General features: G+C 63.2%; 14 protein-coding genes. 5 read left to right on the forward strand and 9 right to left on the reverse strand.

Features of this window, described 5'->3' with window-relative positions:
* Positions 1-2 precede the first annotated feature (2 nt).
* The 3 genes from GVL61_RS12455 (at position 3) to GVL61_RS12465 (ending at position 4932) form a co-directional block, all read left to right on the forward strand.
* Positions 3-1016: an MBL fold metallo-hydrolase gene (locus tag GVL61_RS12455; RefSeq protein ID WP_159980484.1), complete on the forward strand. Its 1014-nt coding sequence runs from the start codon at positions 3-5 to the stop codon at positions 1014-1016.
* A 406-nt stretch (positions 1017-1422) separates the two neighbouring features.
* Entirely contained in the window at positions 1423-2325 is a 903-nt protein-coding gene (locus tag GVL61_RS12460; protein ID WP_159980654.1) for a sterol desaturase family protein, read from the forward strand.
* 201 nt (positions 2326-2526) lie between these two features.
* On the forward strand, positions 2527-4932 hold the full coding sequence (locus GVL61_RS12465; RefSeq protein WP_159980486.1) for a TonB-dependent receptor: 2406 nt from the start codon (positions 2527-2529) through the stop codon (positions 4930-4932).
* Positions 4933-5005: 73 nt separating this feature from the next.
* Here GVL61_RS12465 and GVL61_RS12470 read toward each other — a convergent pair whose 3' ends face one another.
* On the reverse strand, positions 5006-6574 hold the full coding sequence (locus GVL61_RS12470) for a tetratricopeptide repeat-containing sulfotransferase family protein (RefSeq protein WP_159980488.1): 1569 nt from the start codon (positions 6572-6574) through the stop codon (positions 5006-5008).
* Positions 6575-6786: 212 nt separating this feature from the next.
* Between GVL61_RS12470 and GVL61_RS12475 the strand changes: the two genes are divergently transcribed.
* The gene (locus GVL61_RS12475) at positions 6787-8214 is read left to right on the forward strand and encodes a UvrD-helicase domain-containing protein (RefSeq protein ID WP_159980490.1); all 1428 of its coding nucleotides are present in this window, start codon (positions 6787-6789) and stop codon (positions 8212-8214) included.
* A 160-nt stretch (positions 8215-8374) separates the two neighbouring features.
* Here the strand turns inward: GVL61_RS12475 and GVL61_RS12480 are convergent, their stop codons facing one another.
* The 4 genes from GVL61_RS12480 to GVL61_RS12495 form a co-directional block, all read right to left on the reverse strand.
* A complete protein-coding gene (locus GVL61_RS12480; RefSeq protein WP_159980492.1) occupies positions 8375-9118 on the reverse strand; it encodes a DsbA family protein in 744 nt (247 codons plus the stop codon).
* Positions 9119-9258: 140 nt separating this feature from the next.
* Entirely contained in the window at positions 9259-11283 is a 2025-nt protein-coding gene (locus GVL61_RS12485) for a M3 family metallopeptidase (RefSeq protein ID WP_159980494.1), read from the reverse strand.
* Entirely contained in the window at positions 11276-12091 is an 816-nt protein-coding gene (locus GVL61_RS12490; protein WP_159980496.1) for a transglutaminase family protein, read from the reverse strand. Before GVL61_RS12490 ends, GVL61_RS12485 begins: the two co-directional genes overlap by 8 nt.
* A gap of 5 nt (positions 12092-12096) precedes the next feature.
* Positions 12097-13035 (reverse strand): transglutaminase family protein, encoded by a 939-nt coding sequence (locus GVL61_RS12495; protein ID WP_159980498.1) that lies wholly within the window; start codon positions 13033-13035, stop codon positions 12097-12099.
* Between the two features lie 14 nt (positions 13036-13049).
* Between GVL61_RS12495 and GVL61_RS12500 the strand changes: the two genes are divergently transcribed.
* Positions 13050-13832, forward strand: a complete 783-nt coding sequence (locus GVL61_RS12500) for an N-formylglutamate amidohydrolase (protein ID WP_159980500.1) — start codon at positions 13050-13052, stop codon at positions 13830-13832.
* A 142-nt stretch (positions 13833-13974) separates the two neighbouring features.
* On the opposite strand, the gene GVL61_RS12505 is transcribed toward GVL61_RS12500, so the two are convergent.
* The 4 genes from GVL61_RS12505 to GVL61_RS12520 are packed head-to-tail and all read right to left on the reverse strand — an operon-like array spanning position 13975 to position 18201.
* Positions 13975-16032: a TonB-dependent siderophore receptor gene (locus tag GVL61_RS12505; RefSeq protein ID WP_159980502.1), complete on the reverse strand. Its 2058-nt coding sequence runs from the start codon at positions 16030-16032 to the stop codon at positions 13975-13977.
* A complete protein-coding gene (locus GVL61_RS12510; protein WP_235037664.1) occupies positions 16029-16340 on the reverse strand; it encodes a hypothetical protein in 312 nt (103 codons plus the stop codon). Before GVL61_RS12510 ends, GVL61_RS12505 begins: the two co-directional genes overlap by 4 nt.
* Entirely contained in the window at positions 16340-16639 is a 300-nt protein-coding gene (locus tag GVL61_RS12515) for a DUF3325 family protein (protein ID WP_159980504.1), read from the reverse strand. The genes GVL61_RS12510 and GVL61_RS12515 overlap by 1 nt, the downstream gene beginning before the upstream one ends.
* Complete coding sequence (locus tag GVL61_RS12520) at positions 16636-18201, reverse strand: PepSY domain-containing protein (RefSeq protein WP_159980506.1); 1566 nt, start codon at positions 18199-18201, stop codon at positions 16636-16638. Before GVL61_RS12520 ends, GVL61_RS12515 begins: the two co-directional genes overlap by 4 nt.
* Position 18202 lies beyond the last annotated feature (1 nt).

Raw genomic sequence — 18202 nt, forward strand, 5'->3', positions numbered from 1 at the left:
TCGTGGATCGCCGTGCCTTCCTGAGCTACAACGCGGCGGTCGCCGCAATTCCGCTGACCGGGGTGGCGCTTGCCAGCCTTACCGAAGCAGCATCCGCTGCGGTCCGCCCGGCCCCTGTCGATTTCACAAGCAACCTCCCCGCGCCCGGCAGCTTTCCCAAGCGGTGGATCTGCGGTTCCTCGTCGTGCATGGACAACACCGATCCGCCGGTACAGGTCCATTGGTACAACCCGCATACGGCGATCCTGCGCCAGAACAAGGCGTACAGCTATGAGGCGCCCTTCGCGCCGCTCTATTTCGGCAATGACCGCGTACTGTTGCTCGACGAAGGCTTCGTGCAACTGCGCAACGACTGGGACTTACGCGGCACGGTGGACCAGTGCATCGCCGAATGGTGCGCCCGCAACGGCCGCGATCCCGCCAGCCTGGAACTGCTGGTCGCGTTCAGCCATCTCCATGCCGACCATTACGCAGCGACCAACCAGTTCGCGGATCGCCCGAACACCCGCTACATGGGACTTACGCACGAAGAGATGGTCGGCTTCTGGGGCATGACCAATTTTCCGGAAGAGCGGGTAAGGCTGGATCTGGGCGGGCGCGAAATCCTGATCTGGGGATCGCCCGGCCATGTCGTTTCGGAATTCGCCTACTACGATAGCTACACTCAGATCCTCTACACCGGCGACATGTTCTATCGCGGGCGCTGCTACATCAGTTTCTGGCAACCCTGGTTCGACAGCATGAAACGGCTTATCGCGTTCTGCGACACGCATCCGGTAAGCCATGTGATGGGCTGCCATGTAGAGATCAGCAAGGATGGTCAGGACTATGCCTATGGCATGACCTATCAGCCTGACGAGGCCCCGGTGGAAATGACGGTGCAGCAACTTCGCGACGCGTTTGCCATGGCCCAGACGATCACCGAGCCCGGCATCTATTTCACCGGCACGGTTTTCCTGTGCAACCAGACGCGCGGGACCACGACGATCGACAAGAACCCCTATCGCTACACCTGACGCGGCGACGAGTCGGCGGCGATGAGGCCGCCGAATTTATTACCAAGCCCGCGATCTCGATCGCCGCAGTGAAAAATTGCGCGCCGCAAAACGCCTTTGCGGAAACGAATAGATGGCAGTTTTCCCACACCTTCAGCGCTTGATGGCCAAAAGGCATTCTCGTGACAATAATACTCTTGACGAGAAAGGTAATATCCATACCGTATGCCATGTCGCCGGTCAGAGCGATGACAACAGGGAAAGGGAATCTGTAGCGACAAACCGCTTCGCCGGTTTGGATGAGGGATTTTCGATGGAACAACTGACGGTCGACAAGGCGGTTCTTTCGAGTGACGAGCAATCGGTCACTGGCGCTGCTCATCCTAACTCAAATCCCTCTTCTTCTTACAGTTTCTCACGCCTGCCCATGGCGGACGGCAAGAGTGACGCCTCCCTGAAGGACCGTCTGTTCAACCTGGCGCCGCCTGCATTTGTCGCGGCAGTCGTCCTGTTCTGGGCCTATGCCCCGAAGTCCTGGGTCGACAGTGGCTGGTCCATCATCCTGGCCTCCTCGCTTACCACCCTGATCGTCCTCGGCCTTGAACTGGTCCATGAAAGGCATTCGGGCTGGCGCATGAACAAGCGCGAATTCGCGACGGACCTGTTCTACGTGGTTTTGAGTTCTACCGTGATTTCCTGGGTTACGACCACGCTTGCGGAAGATCCCCTTCTTGCATTCAAGACGTCGCTCGGCATCACCACGCAATGGGCGATGCAGCTGCCTTTTCTCGTGCAGGTCGCTCTCGTCATCTTCGTGATAGAGTTTGGCCAGTACTGGATGCACCGGCTGATGCATAACTCGACCCCGTTCTGGCTGACCCATGCCCCGCATCATCACATCACGCAGCTCAATGCCGCGAAGGGCGCTGTGGGCAACCCGATCGAACTGTTCCTCATCAGCCTCAGCGTAGTGGCGCTGTTCGATCTTCCGCTTTCGGCCAAGTTCTGCGCATTCAACGTCCTGGGCGTGGTCTCCACTTTCGCCCACGCCAATGTTCGCGCCGATCCGCCCAAATTCTATTCGTTCTTCTTCACGACGATCAGGCACCATAGCCTGCATCATTCGACGGATTACGAAAGCACCCGCTGCAACTACGCCAATTCGCTGATCGTCATCGACCGCGTTCTCGGCACCTACCGCGAAGGCGAAGCAGCCATCGTCGGGCAGGACGAGTGCAGGAGGCTTTCAATCCTGGAACAGTTCATGTTCCCGTTCCAACCCCTGATCTCAAGGATCAGGCAAATGCGTAGCGCGTCCGCCATCCACTGATCCGCAGCGGACAATCGAAATCAACAACGGAGCAACCACCTCGACGAGTTCCCGAGAACGTCGAGAGCAAGAAGTGCGTCTGCAAGACATCCGTCAAGCGATGGCCGGCGCATCGATAAAAGCCAAAAAAACGCCCCTCGGCTTCTGGCAGGAGCAAGTCCAAGGCGCGGCAAAAAACCTTAACCATGAACGGGGAAGCATATGTCATATCGCGCAAAACTGAGAGCGGGGCTATTATCGGCAACCGTGTTTACGGGCACCGCATTCGTGACGCCGGCAATGGCGCAGGACGCCGCAGTCTCGGATGACGGCAATGCCATCGTCGTGACCGGCACCCGCCGCACGACAACGATCATGGATGCGCCGATCAACATCCAGGCGATCGGCTCCGAGGAACTGGCTCGCCAGCGGATCGACGACGTGCGCGATCTCGCCGACTTCACTCCCGGCATGACGATCTCCGACACGGGTCCCGGCTCGACCGGATCGATCGTGCTGCGCGGCCTCAACGCTTCCGACGTGGGCTCCAACGGCGCCAGCTACGACGACTCGCTTGGCGTTTATCTGGGCGAAGTTCCGCTCTACTACGACTTCAAGCTGCTCGACATCGCACGCGTGGAAACGTTGCTCGGTCCGCAAGGTACGCTCTACGGCCTCGGCACGCTGGCGGGCGCGATCCGTTACATCCCGAACCGCCCGAACCTGGATGAATACGAAGGCGAAATGCATGGCCGCTTCTACAGCAAGGACCACGGCAGCAAGCCCGGCTATCAGGTCGACGGGATGATCAACATTCCGATCGTGAAGGATCACATCGCCTTCCGTTCGGCCACCGGTTATTACTACGACCCTGGTTTCATCGACTATCCGCTGCTCATCAACGAGCCCGGCGTTTCCCTGCCCCAGCCTACCGGCACCGATCGTCCGACCGGCGCGGACTACACCAACAACCTGCACAAGCGCGAGGATCTCAACTTCGAGAAGACCTTCACCACGCGTAACCAGTTGCTGGTCCAGACCACCGAAGACCTCAAGGTGATCTTCACCTACGCCTTCCAGCGGACCAAGACCGACGGCGCCCAGTCCAACAGCGCCGGCGTGCTGGGCACGGGCAAGTACGAGAATGCCAGCCGCTATGCCGAGCCGGTCAACCGCCGCGCTCACCTTGCCAGCATGGAAATCAACGCGAACATCGCGGACATCGCCGACTTAGTCTCGACAAGCGCCTACACCAACGTTCGGGGGCGTTCGCAGTCGGACAATACCGACCTGCTGCTCGATCTCGACTACGACTACGAACTGTTCCCGGCATTCTCGAGCTGGAACGAAAGCGACAACCGCCGCAAACAGTTCAACCAGGAAGTTCGCCTGGTTTCACGTCACGGCGGCCCGTTCAGCTGGGTTCTCGGCGGCTTCTACAACGAGCAGAAGTATCACAACGACTATGCCGAGCACGTCCCGGGCCTTTCGGATTATTACGGGGTTCCGAATAATCCCGAGGATCTCGAATACGTCAGTTACACCAAGTCCAAGGTGACGGAGAAGGCCATCTTCGGCGAAGGCACCTTCCGGGTCACGCCGCAGTGGCAGGTCACCGGCGGCGCGCGGTATTTCAAGTATACCTCTACCGTTCAGGGCGCTCTTGTTCTCCCTCTGCTGGGCGATCCGCTCAGCCCATACGACCTCAGCTCGTCGGGCGGCAAGGCGAAGCAGGACGGCTGGGTTTGGAAGTTCAACACTTCCTATAACTTTACGCCTGACCTGATGTTCTACGCCACTTACAGCAAAGGCTATCGCATCGGCGGCCCGAACCGCGTCGCGCCCTGCCCCGACCCCGTGCCGGCCAACCAGCAGAACGCCTGCGCGTTGCCGAACGAAATCCAATATGGCCCGGACAAGACCAAGAATGCCGAAATCGGCATGCGTATGCAGCTCTTCGATCGCAAGCTGACCTTCAACTTCGATGTCTTCCATATCAAATGGGAAGGCATTCAGGTCGATTCCGCGACGTTCTACGGCGTGACCGGGATCACCGTGAACGGCGGCGCAGCCAAGTCGCAGGGCTTCGAAACCTCGTTCCAGTTCAAGCCCATCCCCCAGCTGTCAATCCAAGGGACATATTCCTATACCGATGCCAAGCTGACCGAGGACGTGCCCGGCATCATCACCGTCCGCACCACCCCGAACAACTACGACGGGCGGCCGAAGTTCACCCAACTCGACGCGCTGGACGGCGATCGCCTCCCCGGCTCGGCGAAGAACTCCGGCAGCCTTGGCGCCACCTACACCATGCCGATGATGGAAGGGAGCCTAATCGCCAACTGGACCACAACCTACCGCGGCAACGTCGTGTCACGGCTTGGCTGGGACCGGGGGTATGGCGACAAGATCCCAAGCTATGTGCTGCATCGCGCTACGCTGGCCTATGAAACCGACCAGTACAGCGTCAGCCTGTTCGCGAACAATATCTTCGACAAGTACGCGGTGGCCTCGGTTGGCCAGGACCGTTCGCGCATCGGCGTGAACGACGGTGTCGCCGTGCGTTACTACCGCCAGACGGTGGTGAATCCGCGTACTTTCGGCATCGAAGCCCGCTTCAAGTACTGACACTCGCCATCAAAGAACCGAGGCGCTTTCCCAAGAAGGGAGAGCGCCTCGCTTTTTGTCTTGAACGACGCCGCTATTCGGTTTCGATGCCCTGTTCCTGCAACCAGGCCCGCACCGGCTCCAGTGCCTCCCGATAAGACCGCCATTTTCCCACGCCGTCGGCATTGATCGGGCGGCGGACCTGAGCCGCGCTGGGCGTTGCCACGGCAGCACTGTTTTCATGAAACGACAGGCAGGCCTCATCCCACTCCAACCCGCAATGCTCCAGCAGGCGCCGGGTTTGCCCCTCCTGATCGCTGACCAGCGTTTCATAGGAAAGCTGCAACACCCGGCCAGGCAAAATCCTTTCCCAAAAGGCCATGAGCCTATCGAAGCGGGCGTAGTAGCGGGCCGTATCCATGAGGTCGTACGAATAGGCATAATAGGCGGACTGGCTGGCGAAGAGGTTCTTGTAGTTGCTCCAGATGGTATCCATCGGGTTCCGGCGCAGGCAGACGATCCGGGCATCGGGCAAAGCACGCGCAATGTGGCCGATGTACAAGAAGTTGGCCGGCAACTTGTCCGTAAAGCGCGCCTTGCCGCTGCGCCGATGATGATCTGCGCGCGCGAGATAGGCCGCCCCGATCGCGGCGGCGTCGACACCTGCACTCACCGCGATCGTGGCGGGATCGATGATGTTGCGCGATGGCGTTCCTGTCAGTTGTTTGACTGCCAGCGGCATAGCCTGAAGCTCCCCCGCCGCCTCGACATCGCGGTGTGAGGAAAGGATGCGATCGACCAGAGTGGTGCCGGTACGTGGCATGCCCACCACGAAAATAGGCGCGGCGCCGACCGTTCCGCCCCCGGCGGCAAGGGCATCGGCTGGGCCACCGAATATCGCCTCGATCCCTTCGAATATCGCGGCGTCCTGCTCGAAATCATAATGGATCGCCTGTTTGTGCGCAGCATTCGCGGCAGACAGGTACCGGAAAGCATCGGCGACATTGCCGACATCCTCCAACTCCTTTGCCAGAGCATAACGGATGCGCAGCGTATCCTCGGGCCTCCTCGCATTGGCCAAAGCCGTTTCCAGTCGCGTCACATGATTGGCCTGTGCCGTCTGCCGAGAAAGAATGGCGAGGGCATAGTGCACGCGCGCATTCCCGGGCTCGTTGGCCAGAATCGCCTCATAGTGCGCCTGTGCATCGGCCACCCGGCCCGTGAAGCCGCTTGCCGCGGCCAGATTGTAGCGATAGCCCAGATTGCCCGGCTCGGCCTCCACCGCCGCAGCAAACGGAATGACCGACGCTTCATGATCGCCCAGCCGGGCCAGAACGCACCCGATGGTATCAAACGTCAGTGCGTCGGATGGCGAGAGTTCCATGGCCCGGCGCGCGGCATCGGCAGCCTCCCCGTCACGCCGAAGAAGAATAAGCAGCCTGGCAAGCTGGGCAAGATGCTCCGCGTTTGGACCACGTTCCACCGCAGCTTCGATCAGGGGTATAGCCTTGGCGATCTGCCCTGCCTCGGCGGCCGCGAGGCCTAGCAGAAAGAATCCTGCCGGCTGCTGCGGGCTTTCCAAGGCAAGCGCCTTTGCGTCAGCAGCGGCTGCCGGCAGGTCTCCGCGTTTGAGCGCCGCTCTCGCCCGAGCTTCCAACGTCATTCAGCGCTCCCGGTGCGAACGATCATATCCCGGGAGTCTGTTTGAAATGCGCGGGGAGAGGCGCACGTAATGTATCCCGACTGATCGCCATCAATGCCCTCACATCTTTCGAACCCGAGCTTAGGCACCCATGGAGCCCCTGACAATCGCCACCGTGCCCCGACCGAGGCAGGCCGCTTGACGTGTCCCTCTCACGCCGCGATCAGTCTGCGATGATACCGACCCCTGAGCAGCAAGCCATTCTCGACCGGCCTCCGACCAATTCGATCAAAGTTACCGCAGGGGCCGGATGCGGCAAGACTTCGACGCTCGTCCATTACGGCAAACGCTGGCCGGCGCCCGCGCTATACCTCGCCTTCAACCGCGCGATCGCCGACGAAGCGGGTCGCAAGTTCGCACCGATCATCGAAACACGCACCGCACACAGTTTCGCGCACCGGGCGCTCAATGTCGGCGGGCGCAAGGCGGAACTCGTCCCGCGCTACCGGCAGGAACACCTGCGCGCTTTCGACCGCATCATTGATCCCTTGCCCGGCCTGAGCGATTGGCAGGTGCGCGCCGCAATCCTGCGCACGCTCGACAATTTCCTGATCGACGCCGGCTCGAAAATCCGCCCGGACCACTGCGACCTCACCAGCAAGTCGCAAAGGATGGCCGTGCGTGAGATGACGCGCGAGATCGTCAAGAAACTGCTCAAGTTCGACAGGCACGACCTGCCGATCACCCACGACACCTACCTCAAGGCCTTCGAACTCTGGCACCGTATCGAAGGCAGTTTCAAATACCTGCTGCTTGACGAGGCGCAGGATCTGAACCCGGTGCTCATCTCGATCGCGAAAAAGGCAGCACTGCCGACAGTCCTGGTGGGCGACCCGTACCAGTCGATCTACCGCTTTCGCGGCGCAGTCGACGCCATGGACGAATTCGACGCCCCCGAACTGCCACTTACACATAGCTGGCGCTTTGGCCCCGAGGTCGCCGCGCTTGCCAACAGCATCCTGCGCCGCAGTTCCAGGCCGCCGCGCCACAAGCTGCACGGAAACCCCGATCGCGAAACGCAGGTGCTACGCTATACCGGCAAGCTGCAACCGCGCCCCGGCACCGCCATCCTCGCCCGCACCAATGCGCGCCTGTTCGAAAGCCTTGCCGCTATCGAGCAGCCCTTCCACCTGATCGGCGGCGTCGCCGACCTGCAACGTCAGCTTTCCTCCGCCCTCGCGCTGCGCCAGCGCCGCCATCATCAGGTCGTGGATCCCGGGGTCGCACGATTCACCTCATGGGCGCTGTTCGACCATGCCGCCGACCGCGGCGACGGCGAAGCGCGCCGCCTACGCGACATCGTCGACCGTCACGGCGAGCGCCTGCCCGGTATCCTCTCACGGCTGGGCACCCTGCACCGCGAACGCGAGGGAGATGCCGCGCTGATCGTTTCCACCGCCCACAAGGCAAAGGGGCGCGAATTCGATACCGTAGTCGTACTCGACGATTTCGAGGATCCCGCCGACCTCGCCGCACGCCGCCTGAAGGACGCAACCAAGGCCGTCGAGGCCGATCAGCAGATCAACCTGCTCTATGTGGCCTGCACGCGAGCAACGCACCGCCTCTACCTTGCACCCAAGCTTCACGATGCGCTTTGCTGAGACACTGGACCGATGATCTCGGTGCCCTTATCGCCACGTGAGGCAAACGGGTTGTCTTCCAGCCCCGGCGCTGGTTCGCCCCCGCTAGTGGCCGCCTTTTGGTTTGGTATGCGGGACCAAGCCGCGAAAAACGCAGAATTACCTTCAGCATTCGCTTCGATCAGCGGCGGGTATTTGCAGTTCGGGCGCTTTGTCGTGCCTTTTGAACAGTGCCGCGCAAGGTTGCCGCATCGATTGCGCCGGGGATCAAGTAGTCCCCTATCACCAGCCCCGGCGTTCCGGTAAGGCCGATCATCTCGGCCAACTGGTTCGTCTTGCGCAGCGCGGTATCGATGACGGGCTGGTTGCGCGCAAGATCTGCCTGCAAGCGCGCCCAGTCGACACCCGCGCGGGTTGCTGCCTGTCGAATATCCGCCTGATCCAGTTTAACCGGCCCGCTCATCAACGCATCATTGAACGCGGCATACTTGCCCTGATAACGTGACGCCATTGCCGCTCGCGCCGCTTCGCGTGATGCCCCTCCGAAGATCGGCCAGTCGCGGTAAACTACGCGCACCTTGCGGTCTGTAGCCAGAAGTTGCTTCAGGTCCCCATGCAGCTTGCGGCAATAAGGGCACTGGTAGTCCGAAAAGACGACGATGGTCACGTCGTAGCCCTGGGGGGCAATGGTGGGGATGGCCGCATCGTTGACAAGCGCGTCCTTCATCCGGGTACGCTCATCCGGCGAAGCCATCGTGCTGGCCCGAGCCTCCGACGACAGGGCTCCCGGCATGCAGAGCCCGCCGAAGAGAATTGCGGCGGACATGCTGGCATTATGCCAGACCGAAAACTTCTTCACGCGCTTGAACACCTTTCGTTGGCCAGTGCGGGCGCCGTGCCAGATCGGCAGCGCGAGTACCAGCACAACCCAATGTCCTGCGACGACCGGCCCGCCGCCCTGCCGAACTTCAGAAAATTCCAGTAAGAGAGAAAAGCACACAGATGAAGGCGTTCCGCTCCGCCTACCTGCTGTTTGGGCCGCATCGATGGAATGAGCCTTGCACCTCAGGCGTCGACAAGGTGCCTTGCTCGCATCAACGCGCCGGCATCGGGCGCGCGGCCGAGGAACGCCTTGAACGAATCCATCGGATCACGGGTATCTCCCACGCCTAGGATCTCAGTGCGGAAACGATCTGCAAGCGCCGGATTGAAGATATCTCCCGATGCGACGAAGGCTTCGAAAGCATCGGCGTCCAGCGCTTCGGACCAGGCATAGCTGTAGTAGGCGCTGGCATATCCGCCGTCGAAAATATGGGTAAAATAGGGGAAGCGGTGACGCAGGCCGATTTCCGGCGGCATCCCCAGCCTTTGCAGTTCCGCTGCGACAAAGGCGCGAGGATCGTCGGCGCCGCCAGGTGCGCGGTGCATGGCGAGGTCGACCAGCGAGCAACTGATCAGTTCCACCGTAGCGTAACCCTGCCCGTAGGATTCTGCGTTGCGGATCGCGGTGATCAGGGCATCGGGCACGCCGAACCCGGACAGGACCTCGCGGCTGACGATCCAGTTTTCCATGAACTTGCTGGGAAATTCGACGAAGTCCCGCGCGACGGCCGTGCCCGACTGGCTGGGATAGGTCACGCGCGAGAGCAGGCCGTGCAAGGCGTGCCCGAATTCATGGAACAGCGTACGGGCCTCGTCTATCGACAGACGGGTGGAAGCGATGTCCGGCGGTGGCGCCGCGGCGAAATTGGCGACGAGATAGACGACCGGGAGAACCTGCCCGTCCATCGTCTCCTGCACCCGCAGGCTGCCCATCCACGCCCCGCCGTGCTTCTCGGGCCGCGCGAGATAATCGGTGAAGAGCAGGCCCACCGGCGCGCCGGCAGCATCGCTTACCTCCCATGCCCACACATCGGCCTGATAACCGGGAATGTCGGGCCGGTGCGTGAAGGACAGGCCATAAAGTCGTCCAGCAGTGTCGAACGCGGCCTGACGGACGGCATCCAGCCGCAGGTGCTCCGCCACCGCAACGCCGTCCAGCGCATAGCGCGAGCGACGGACTTTCTCGGCATAGAAACGCCAGTCCCATGGAGCGAGCGGGAAGCCGCCATCCTCGGCATCAATGAGGGCCTGGAGTTCGGCCGCCTCCTCGGCTGCGCGGCGCTTGCCCGGCTCCCACAACTGGGCGAGCATGTCGGCGGCGGCATCGGGCGTATGCGCCATGCTTTCTTCCAGAGCATAATGAGCATGGTCCGCATAGCCCAACATGGCAGCGCGTTCCTGCCGGAGCGCCAGGGTTTCGGCGATAACCGGCCAGTTATCATGCGGCCCGCCGTCGCAGCGGCCGGTGAACGCGCGCCACAGGGTTTCGCGCAGGTCCCGGCGCTCCGAAAAGCTCAGGAAGCTTTCATAATCGGTCCGGTCCAGCGTGACATGATAGCGGCCGGACAAACCCTTGGCCCCCGCGCGCCCTTTAGCAGCGTCGCACAGCGCTGCGGGCAGCCCGGCCAGATCGTCCTCACCCAGGTCCAGCACCCAATCGGACGTCGCCGCCATGACGTTGTGGCCGAACTGGACAGACAGAGCGGAAAGCCGCGCATCGATCTCTGCGAACCTGTGTTTCTCCGTCTCCGTCAGGGCCGCGCCGCCGCGCAGGAACCCCGCCTGACCGGTTTCGACGAGGCGAACCTGCTGCGCGTCCAACCCCGCTTCATGGCGAGCGGCGTGGACGGCAGCGACACGCTGCGCGAGGACCGGATCGTGGCTGATCGCGGTCGAATGGGCGCTGAGCAGCGCGGAGACCTGCGCTTCGATAGCCCGTATAGCGGGAGTGCCTTGCGCGGACGACAGCGTCCAGAACAGGCGGCGTACCCGCCCTAACGCTTCGCCGCATCGTTCGAGCGCGGCGATCGTATTCTCGAAAGTCGGCGGCTCCGCCTGCGCGGAAATGATCGCCAGTTCCTCCCGGTGCCAGGCCGTCGCGGTTTCGAAGGCGGGGAGGAAATCCTCGGGCCGCACTACCAAGAAGGGCGGCGCACCGAGTGGTCCGTCCCAAGGGCGCAGCAACACATTGGCGAGCGCGTCAGTCAATGGATTCGACCTCATTCGTAACCACTTCGAAGCGCACCAGGTTTGCCGGACCGAAAGCCGTGGTCAAGGCAACATCGGTGGCATCGCGGCCGCGCGCCATTAAAATACGGCCAATGCGCGGCTGGTTGTGGCGAGCATCATGGGTATACCACTCGCCATCGATATAGACATCGAACCAGGCGCTGAAATCCATCGGCGCATCGACGGGCGGTATGCCGATATCGCCGAGGTAACCGGTGCAATAGCGCGCAGGAATGTTCATACAGCGGCACAGGGTAATGGCGAGATGCGCGAAGTCCCGGCATACGCCCTGCCTTTCCTGATAGCCGTTCCAGGCGGTCTTGTCCGGCCGGGCGTGGTGATAGCCGAACTCGATATGGCCGTGCACGAAAGTGACGATCGCATCCACCCGGTCGCGGGCCGAAAGCAGGTGCCCGAAATTGCTCCAGGCAACGTCCATCAGGCGGTCCGTCTCGCAGTATCGGCTACCCAGCAGGAAGGGCATGACCGCATCCGGCAGATCCTCGACGGGCGTTTGCGGCCCGTCGGGCGCGCGGGCGTCGGGCTTCCCATTGTCCTCGATCACGAAATCGCACGACAGGGTCACGCCGCCGGGCGGAATGGCCAGCCGCGTGGCAACGTTCCCGAAACCGTCCTCGAAATGATAGAGCGGGATGTCCGGGTCGGCGAACAGGCGCTGCGGCGTGCGAAGGTCTTGATGGCGCGAGGGATGAAGGCTGAGCATCGCCATCATCGCGGTTTTCGTGTCGCTTTCAAATCGAATGTCATATCCGCAGCGGATCAGCATGAGGGTTACTTTCCTGCAACGCCGAGGGATCGGCTGTTGATGGCACCATGATCGGTAAGGGGGAACCGGGCGGGATCAGCACGGACCACGTCGACGGTCACGTCCATGCCCAGAAAGCTGGCGGGCAGCCCGTACCAGGTGCCCGAAAGCGGCAGCGCCTGATACGGATCCCGCGCGACGGCGACGCGAATCAGCCCGCGATTGCCGATGATCCCGTTGGTCGGATCGAATTCGACCCAGCCCGAGCCGGGGAGAAAGATGCGCACCCAGGCATGGGTATTACCGCCACCAACCACGCCTTCGGATCGCGACGGATTGTAGACATAGCCCGAGATGAAGCGCGCAGCGAAACCGAGCGCGCGAACCGCCTCGATCATCAGCACTGCAAAGTCGCGGCATGTGCCTTGGCGCTTTTTCAGCGTCTCGATCGGCGACTGCGTCCCCTTTTCGTGACGAGGCACATATGTGAAGTCGCGCTGGATGCTGGTTGCGATGTGGGTCAGCAAAGCAATCGTGCCGGTGTTGCCGTCATTGCTGACGAAAGCCCGCGCCCAGTTATCGACCACCCTGCCCGGGTCCAGGTGCTGGCGCTCGATCGACCGCAGCAGGTCGGGCATGTCCTCCGACGAATAGGTGAACGGGAAAAGCCGGGCATAGGCTTCCACGTCTACCTGCTTCTGGGCGAGCGGCGCATGTTCCAGCGTCACTTCGCTGGTGACCACCAACTGCGATGCCCGGCGTTCGAACAGGGCGATGGCCACGGAATTGCCGAGAACGTCATGCACCCACCGCAGTTCGCTGGGCTCGGGGTCGATGCTGAGGCGGGCGGACAGCAAGCGCTGGTCAAAGGCTTCGCGCGGGCGCATCATGATCCTATGCTCACCAAGGGACACAGGCTGCTTGTAGTGATACGCCGTGACATGATGGATCGTCAGCAAAGGCATGGAGGCGAATCCTGATGGCCGGGCTCACGGCGGATGGCTTCTTGGGTCCGGAAGATCCGGCGCCAGTTGGTCTGTTCAACGCAGAAGGCACCTCGCCGTTCCTGCTGATCGGCGACCATGCCGGTTCCGCCCTTCCCCGCGCACTGGGCGACCTCGGCCTGCAGGCGGGCCAGATGAAGCGGCATATCGCGATCGACATCGGTGTTTTCGGCCTTGGCCATGCACTTGCCGAAATGCTCGACGCGCCTTTCGTACATCAGATCTATTCACGCCTCGTCATCGACTGCAACCGCAATCCAGCCCGTACCGATGCCATCCCGGAAGTATCGGACGGAACTCGTATTCGCGGGAACGAACGCTTGCCGGATGGTGAGCGGGCGTGCCGGATCGACGCCATTCACAGGTCCTATCATGCTCAGATCACAGCAATAATCGATGCGCGGGAAACGGCTGGCCGCGAAACCGTCCTCGTGTCGCTGCACAGTTTCACGCCGACTATGGACGGTGCGCAGCGCCCTTGGCATGTCGGCATCCTGCACGGCGCGGGCAGGACCGACTTTGCGCGTGCCCTGATGCAGGAACTTCGCCGCGAGGATGATCTGAACGTTGGCGACAACGTGCCTTACGCAATGGATATTACCGACTACACAGTGCCGCTTCACGCCTTCCCGCGCGGCCTGCGCTATGCGGAAATCGAAGTGCGGCAGGATCTTCTCCCCGATAGCGCCGGGCACCAACTCTGGGCGCCACGTTTCGAGAGGTCATTTCTGGACGCGCTCGCATCGGTAGCTGCTTGAAACCAGTGAACCCGGCCAGCGATGAAACACCGGGACCGTTGACGCAGCTATCGCTGTCTGACGCGGAAAGCGGAACCCGCATCTCAACTTCACCGAAGATAAACGGGAACGCCCACGTCAGGTTGCACAAGCTCGAACAAACTCAAAATGCGCGTGCCAATGCCAGCGACACTACAGCGCCCTGTTGCTGGCTGCGCTGTTCACTCCCGGTAAAGGCGCCCGCCCGGCTGGGCGCGAAGAAACGGCGCCACCGGGCGTTGTCCTGCCCATTGATCGCTTTTGCCGTGAGCGTTGTCTTGAAGCCCGCGAGCACGGTAGTCTCGACGTAGGCGCCCCATAGCGCGTGGTCGCGCCAGTGCAGTACCTCGCCGGTGTAGAAGACGTCGGCCTGCTCCGCCGCGGTCCAGTTTATGCCCCATGAGGACTTGAGTGCGGGCACGTCATGGCGGAATTCGGCCGTCAGGCTTTGATTGGGGATATCGTCCATCGGGCGGCGGCGCCCCGTTACCGGATCGCGCAGCCGCGAGCCGCGCCAGGTGGCGTCTACCGTCAGGCGCGCGCCCTTGAGCGCCCTGTCGAGCGGCAGCGTGCCCTGCGCTGTAATGCCCCATTGCCGGGCATCGCCGATGGTGCCCAGCGCTTCGTCGCCCGAGGGCAGCACCAGATAGCCGAGAAGCCCCGTGTGCCACTGGTGGTAGGCCTCTATCGCGATGGCACCGCCCTTGCCCCAGCGGTGGTCGAGGCGCAGCAATGCCCGGGTTACGCGGGCGGGGCGCAGGCCCGAATTGCCGCCAAGGGGACGCCCGTCCGCCTGGTTGACCGAGGCAGCAAAGTCCCCGAAATTGAGCTGATCGACTGTTCTGCGCGCACCCAACCGTACCTGGGTGCTACCTGAAGGCGACCAGACGAGCGCTGCCGAGGGTTTGAAGTAGGACAGGCTCTGCTCCTGCGCCGCCTCACCCGTTACCCGGATGCGCGAGAATTCCACCGCCATGCCCGCTTCCAGATTGAGGCGCGCGGCTAGCTTGACGGTGAGGTTGGCGAATGCCTCGCCGCGCATTTCCGATACGCGTGTATCGGCATTGGCGAGCGCCACGGGGATGAGGCCGCCGCCGGTATTTTCGGCGTAGTCCAGCTGGCTCGACAGACTGTTGTAAGCCACTTCGCCGCCGAACTCGGGACGCACCGGATGATCGCCTTCGCGGGCGACGGTGGCGCGCGCGACCAGTTCCGCCGGCTTTTCCAACTGGGACGAGAGGCCGCGATAAGGTGCCTCCACGTAATCCTCGTCGGTGACGTACCGCTCGATCCGGCCGAGGCCGACGAACTTGGCCGTCCAGCCCGCGCCAAGGCGGCGGGTCCAGTCCAGACCCAGCTCGCCGCTGCGGCCTTTTTCGTCGTAGGCGATATCGCGGCGGGCATCGGGGGAACCGTCCGCCGCGCCGTTGAAGATGTTGATGCCGCGCCGGGACGAATAGCCGTCCTTGTTGAGCCGCAGGTTCGCGGTCAGCGTGCCGCCTGCGACCGGGCCCGAAGTGCTTAGCGCCAATCCGTATTCAGGCGCTTTGGCCGACGTGTGTTCCTTCCGCGTCGATGTCAGCGCGGCGCCCGCGTCCCGGTCGAAGTAGATGCCGTCGCCGGGGTAGCGGGTCAGTTCGCCGGAAAGCTCCACGCTGGTCTGCCAGCCTGCGATGCGGCGCGCGTGGCTGATCCGGGCGGCTGGCGATACGAAGCCGTCCGCCGTATGGGTGAGCGTGAGCGCGGCATTGCCCGATCCCCCCGCATCGGCGCGCAGCACGACATTGGCAACGAGGGTCTGCCCCTGCGCTTCGGCGGCATCGCTGCCGCGCAGCAGGACCACCCGCTCCACCCGCGAAGCGGCGATCCGGCGCAGCACTTCGGTGATGCCCCCGCCTTTGACGGTGGGGCGCTGCCCGTCGATCAGGACATTGCCTGCGCCGGCCCCGAAGCCGCGCAGCGAAGTGCCCTCGCTGAGGAGGAAGCCCGGCGTACGCTCCAGCATGTCGAGCGCGGTCTGGGGCTGGAACGGCTTGTAGAAATCGGCCGGATATACCGGATCTGGTCCGGCGGGGATGATGGCGGGCGGGGCTTCCTGCCCCTGCCGCTGGGCCGGGCGTTCATCGTCCACCGGAGAAGTGGCCGCAGCCACGCCGGCAAGCATCAGCGAAAATGCATTCATCGTACCGGACCCAGACCCCATCCCAGAAGCGCCAGCGGCGCCGCCGTCATCACCAGCCACAACCACGCCCGCCCGGCGCTGCGGGCATGGAACACCGCCATCGAGATGGCTGCGAAGACCGCAAAGCTGGCCAGCGTCGCCGCCGTCACCGCCTCGACCCGTTCCATGCCGGCACGGGCAAGGAGGAACGACAGCACTACGGTGACCTGCACGGTCAGCCCGTAGGCACCCAGCGTTCCCGCCAAGGTGCGCGCCGCGGCGTGAGGCGGGGGGGCTGCTTGACCCGCCGCGGCAGTGTTCTTCGGCATCAAACGGTCTTTCCTGAAATCAGGCGCAGAATGCGCTCGCGGTTGGTCTGGGCGGCCAGCACCAGTACGGCGGACAGGCTCAGCCATCCGAACCAGCAGACGGCGCCGTAAGCCCAGCCGAAACCGAGCACGGCGGCGGCGAAAGCCAGCGCCAGTGCGCCCAGTCCGCCTCGCCGCAGCAGGCGCGACATGCGCGGGGGCAGCTTGCGGCGCAGCCAGTCCTGCTGGTGGCGAACCATCGCCATGAGCAGCAGCGCGAAGCCGATGAGGGCGGGCAGGGCGATCGTGAGGTGGCTCATGCCGGGGCCTCCGTTCTTGCCCGCTGCCGGCGCGCAGACGCTGTCTTGGGCTGGTGGCGCAGGACTTTCCACGCGGTATAGGCGAAGCCTGCTGCCAGCGCCGACACAGTCAGCTCGAAACCGGCGAAGACCCAGTCGCCGTGCCATAGGCTGACTGCCAGCCCGCGCGGCGTGGTCGCCGCATTGACCAGCGGCACCAGCGCAAAAAGGACGGCGGCGGCCCCCAGCGATTCCACCCATGCGCGCTTGGCGGGCCGCGCCAGCGTCCAGGCGAAGATCGCGCCCCAGGCGATGAACAGGCTGTCGACTTCCCATTCGGATCGCTCAGGCAGCGCGGCGGGTAGCAGCCGGTTGGCCAGGAAATAGACCGCGATGCCCGCAGGGGCGCCGGCTATGAAGCCGATGTTCAGGCGCTCCACCAGACGGAACCCGAAATGCGGGCGCGCCGGATCGGGCAGCTTGGTGCGCCGCTTCACGCACCACAGCGCCAGCCCCGTCGCGGCCATCGCCGTCCCGCCAAGACCGGAAAGGAAATAGAGCCAGCGCAGCGGATATCCGGCGAACCAGGCGGTGTGCAGGTCCACCATCACCTCCTGCGTAAGGCGTGCGCCGCCCTTGGAGGGCACGGGGACGGGAAGGACATTGCCCTGCGCCGCGCCGAGATAGATTGGATCGCGGCGCCCGCTGCTCCAGTCGGTCCGCTCGGCATATATCTGTGCGGTCGCCGCAGCGTCGCCGGGATGGTCGATGCTGATGGAGCCGGGCTGTGCGCCCTGCCACTTGCGCTGCGCGATCTCGACCAGCCGGGACAGCGGCACCGTTGGCGCCGACGTGCCGCTGGCTTCGCGTTCCTCGGGCCGGGGGAAGGTGGCCTCGTAGAATTCCTCGCGGGTGGGGAAGTTGGCGGTGATCGCCCAGGGCATCAGCGTGAACAGCAGCGTGACAAGGCCTGTGTAGGTAATCATCACATGGAACGGCAGCGCCAACACGCCCGTGGCATTGTGCGCGTCGAGCCAGCTTCGCTGGCCCTTGCCGAAGCGCATCTGGAAGAAGTCCGTAAAAATCTTCTTGTGCGTCACCACGCCGGAAAGGATCGCCACCAGCATAGCCAGCGCTGCCACGCTGACGATATAGCGCGCCCAGCTGACCGACATGTAATGCAGGTCGAAATGCATCCGGTAGAGGAAGAAACCGCCGCGCGTATCTCGCACGGAAAGCTCCCCGCCGGTCTGCGGGTCTAGCGTGACTTCCTTGCCTCCGCGCCGACCCTCGCCCGGCATGCGCCAGGACACCGTCAGCCCGCTGCCGCCGCGCGCGTTCGGCAGCGAGACGCGCCAGCTTTCCGCCCCCGCGCCGCGCTGGCGCAGGAGCGTATCGGCGGCGGCAAGCGCACGCGGGCTGCCCCGTGTTCCCACCGGCAGTTCCGGGCGCATCCAGGCGTCGATCTCGTGCTGGAAGAACGCCGCCGTACCGAACACGAAGACGATGTAGAGCACCCAGCCCGGCACAAGCCCGGCCCAGGTATGCAGCCATGCCATCGACTGGCGGAAACCCTGTTTCATG

This window comes from Novosphingobium sp. 18050 (assembly GCF_902706195.1).
Lineage (GTDB): Bacteria > Pseudomonadota > Alphaproteobacteria > Sphingomonadales > Sphingomonadaceae > Novosphingobium.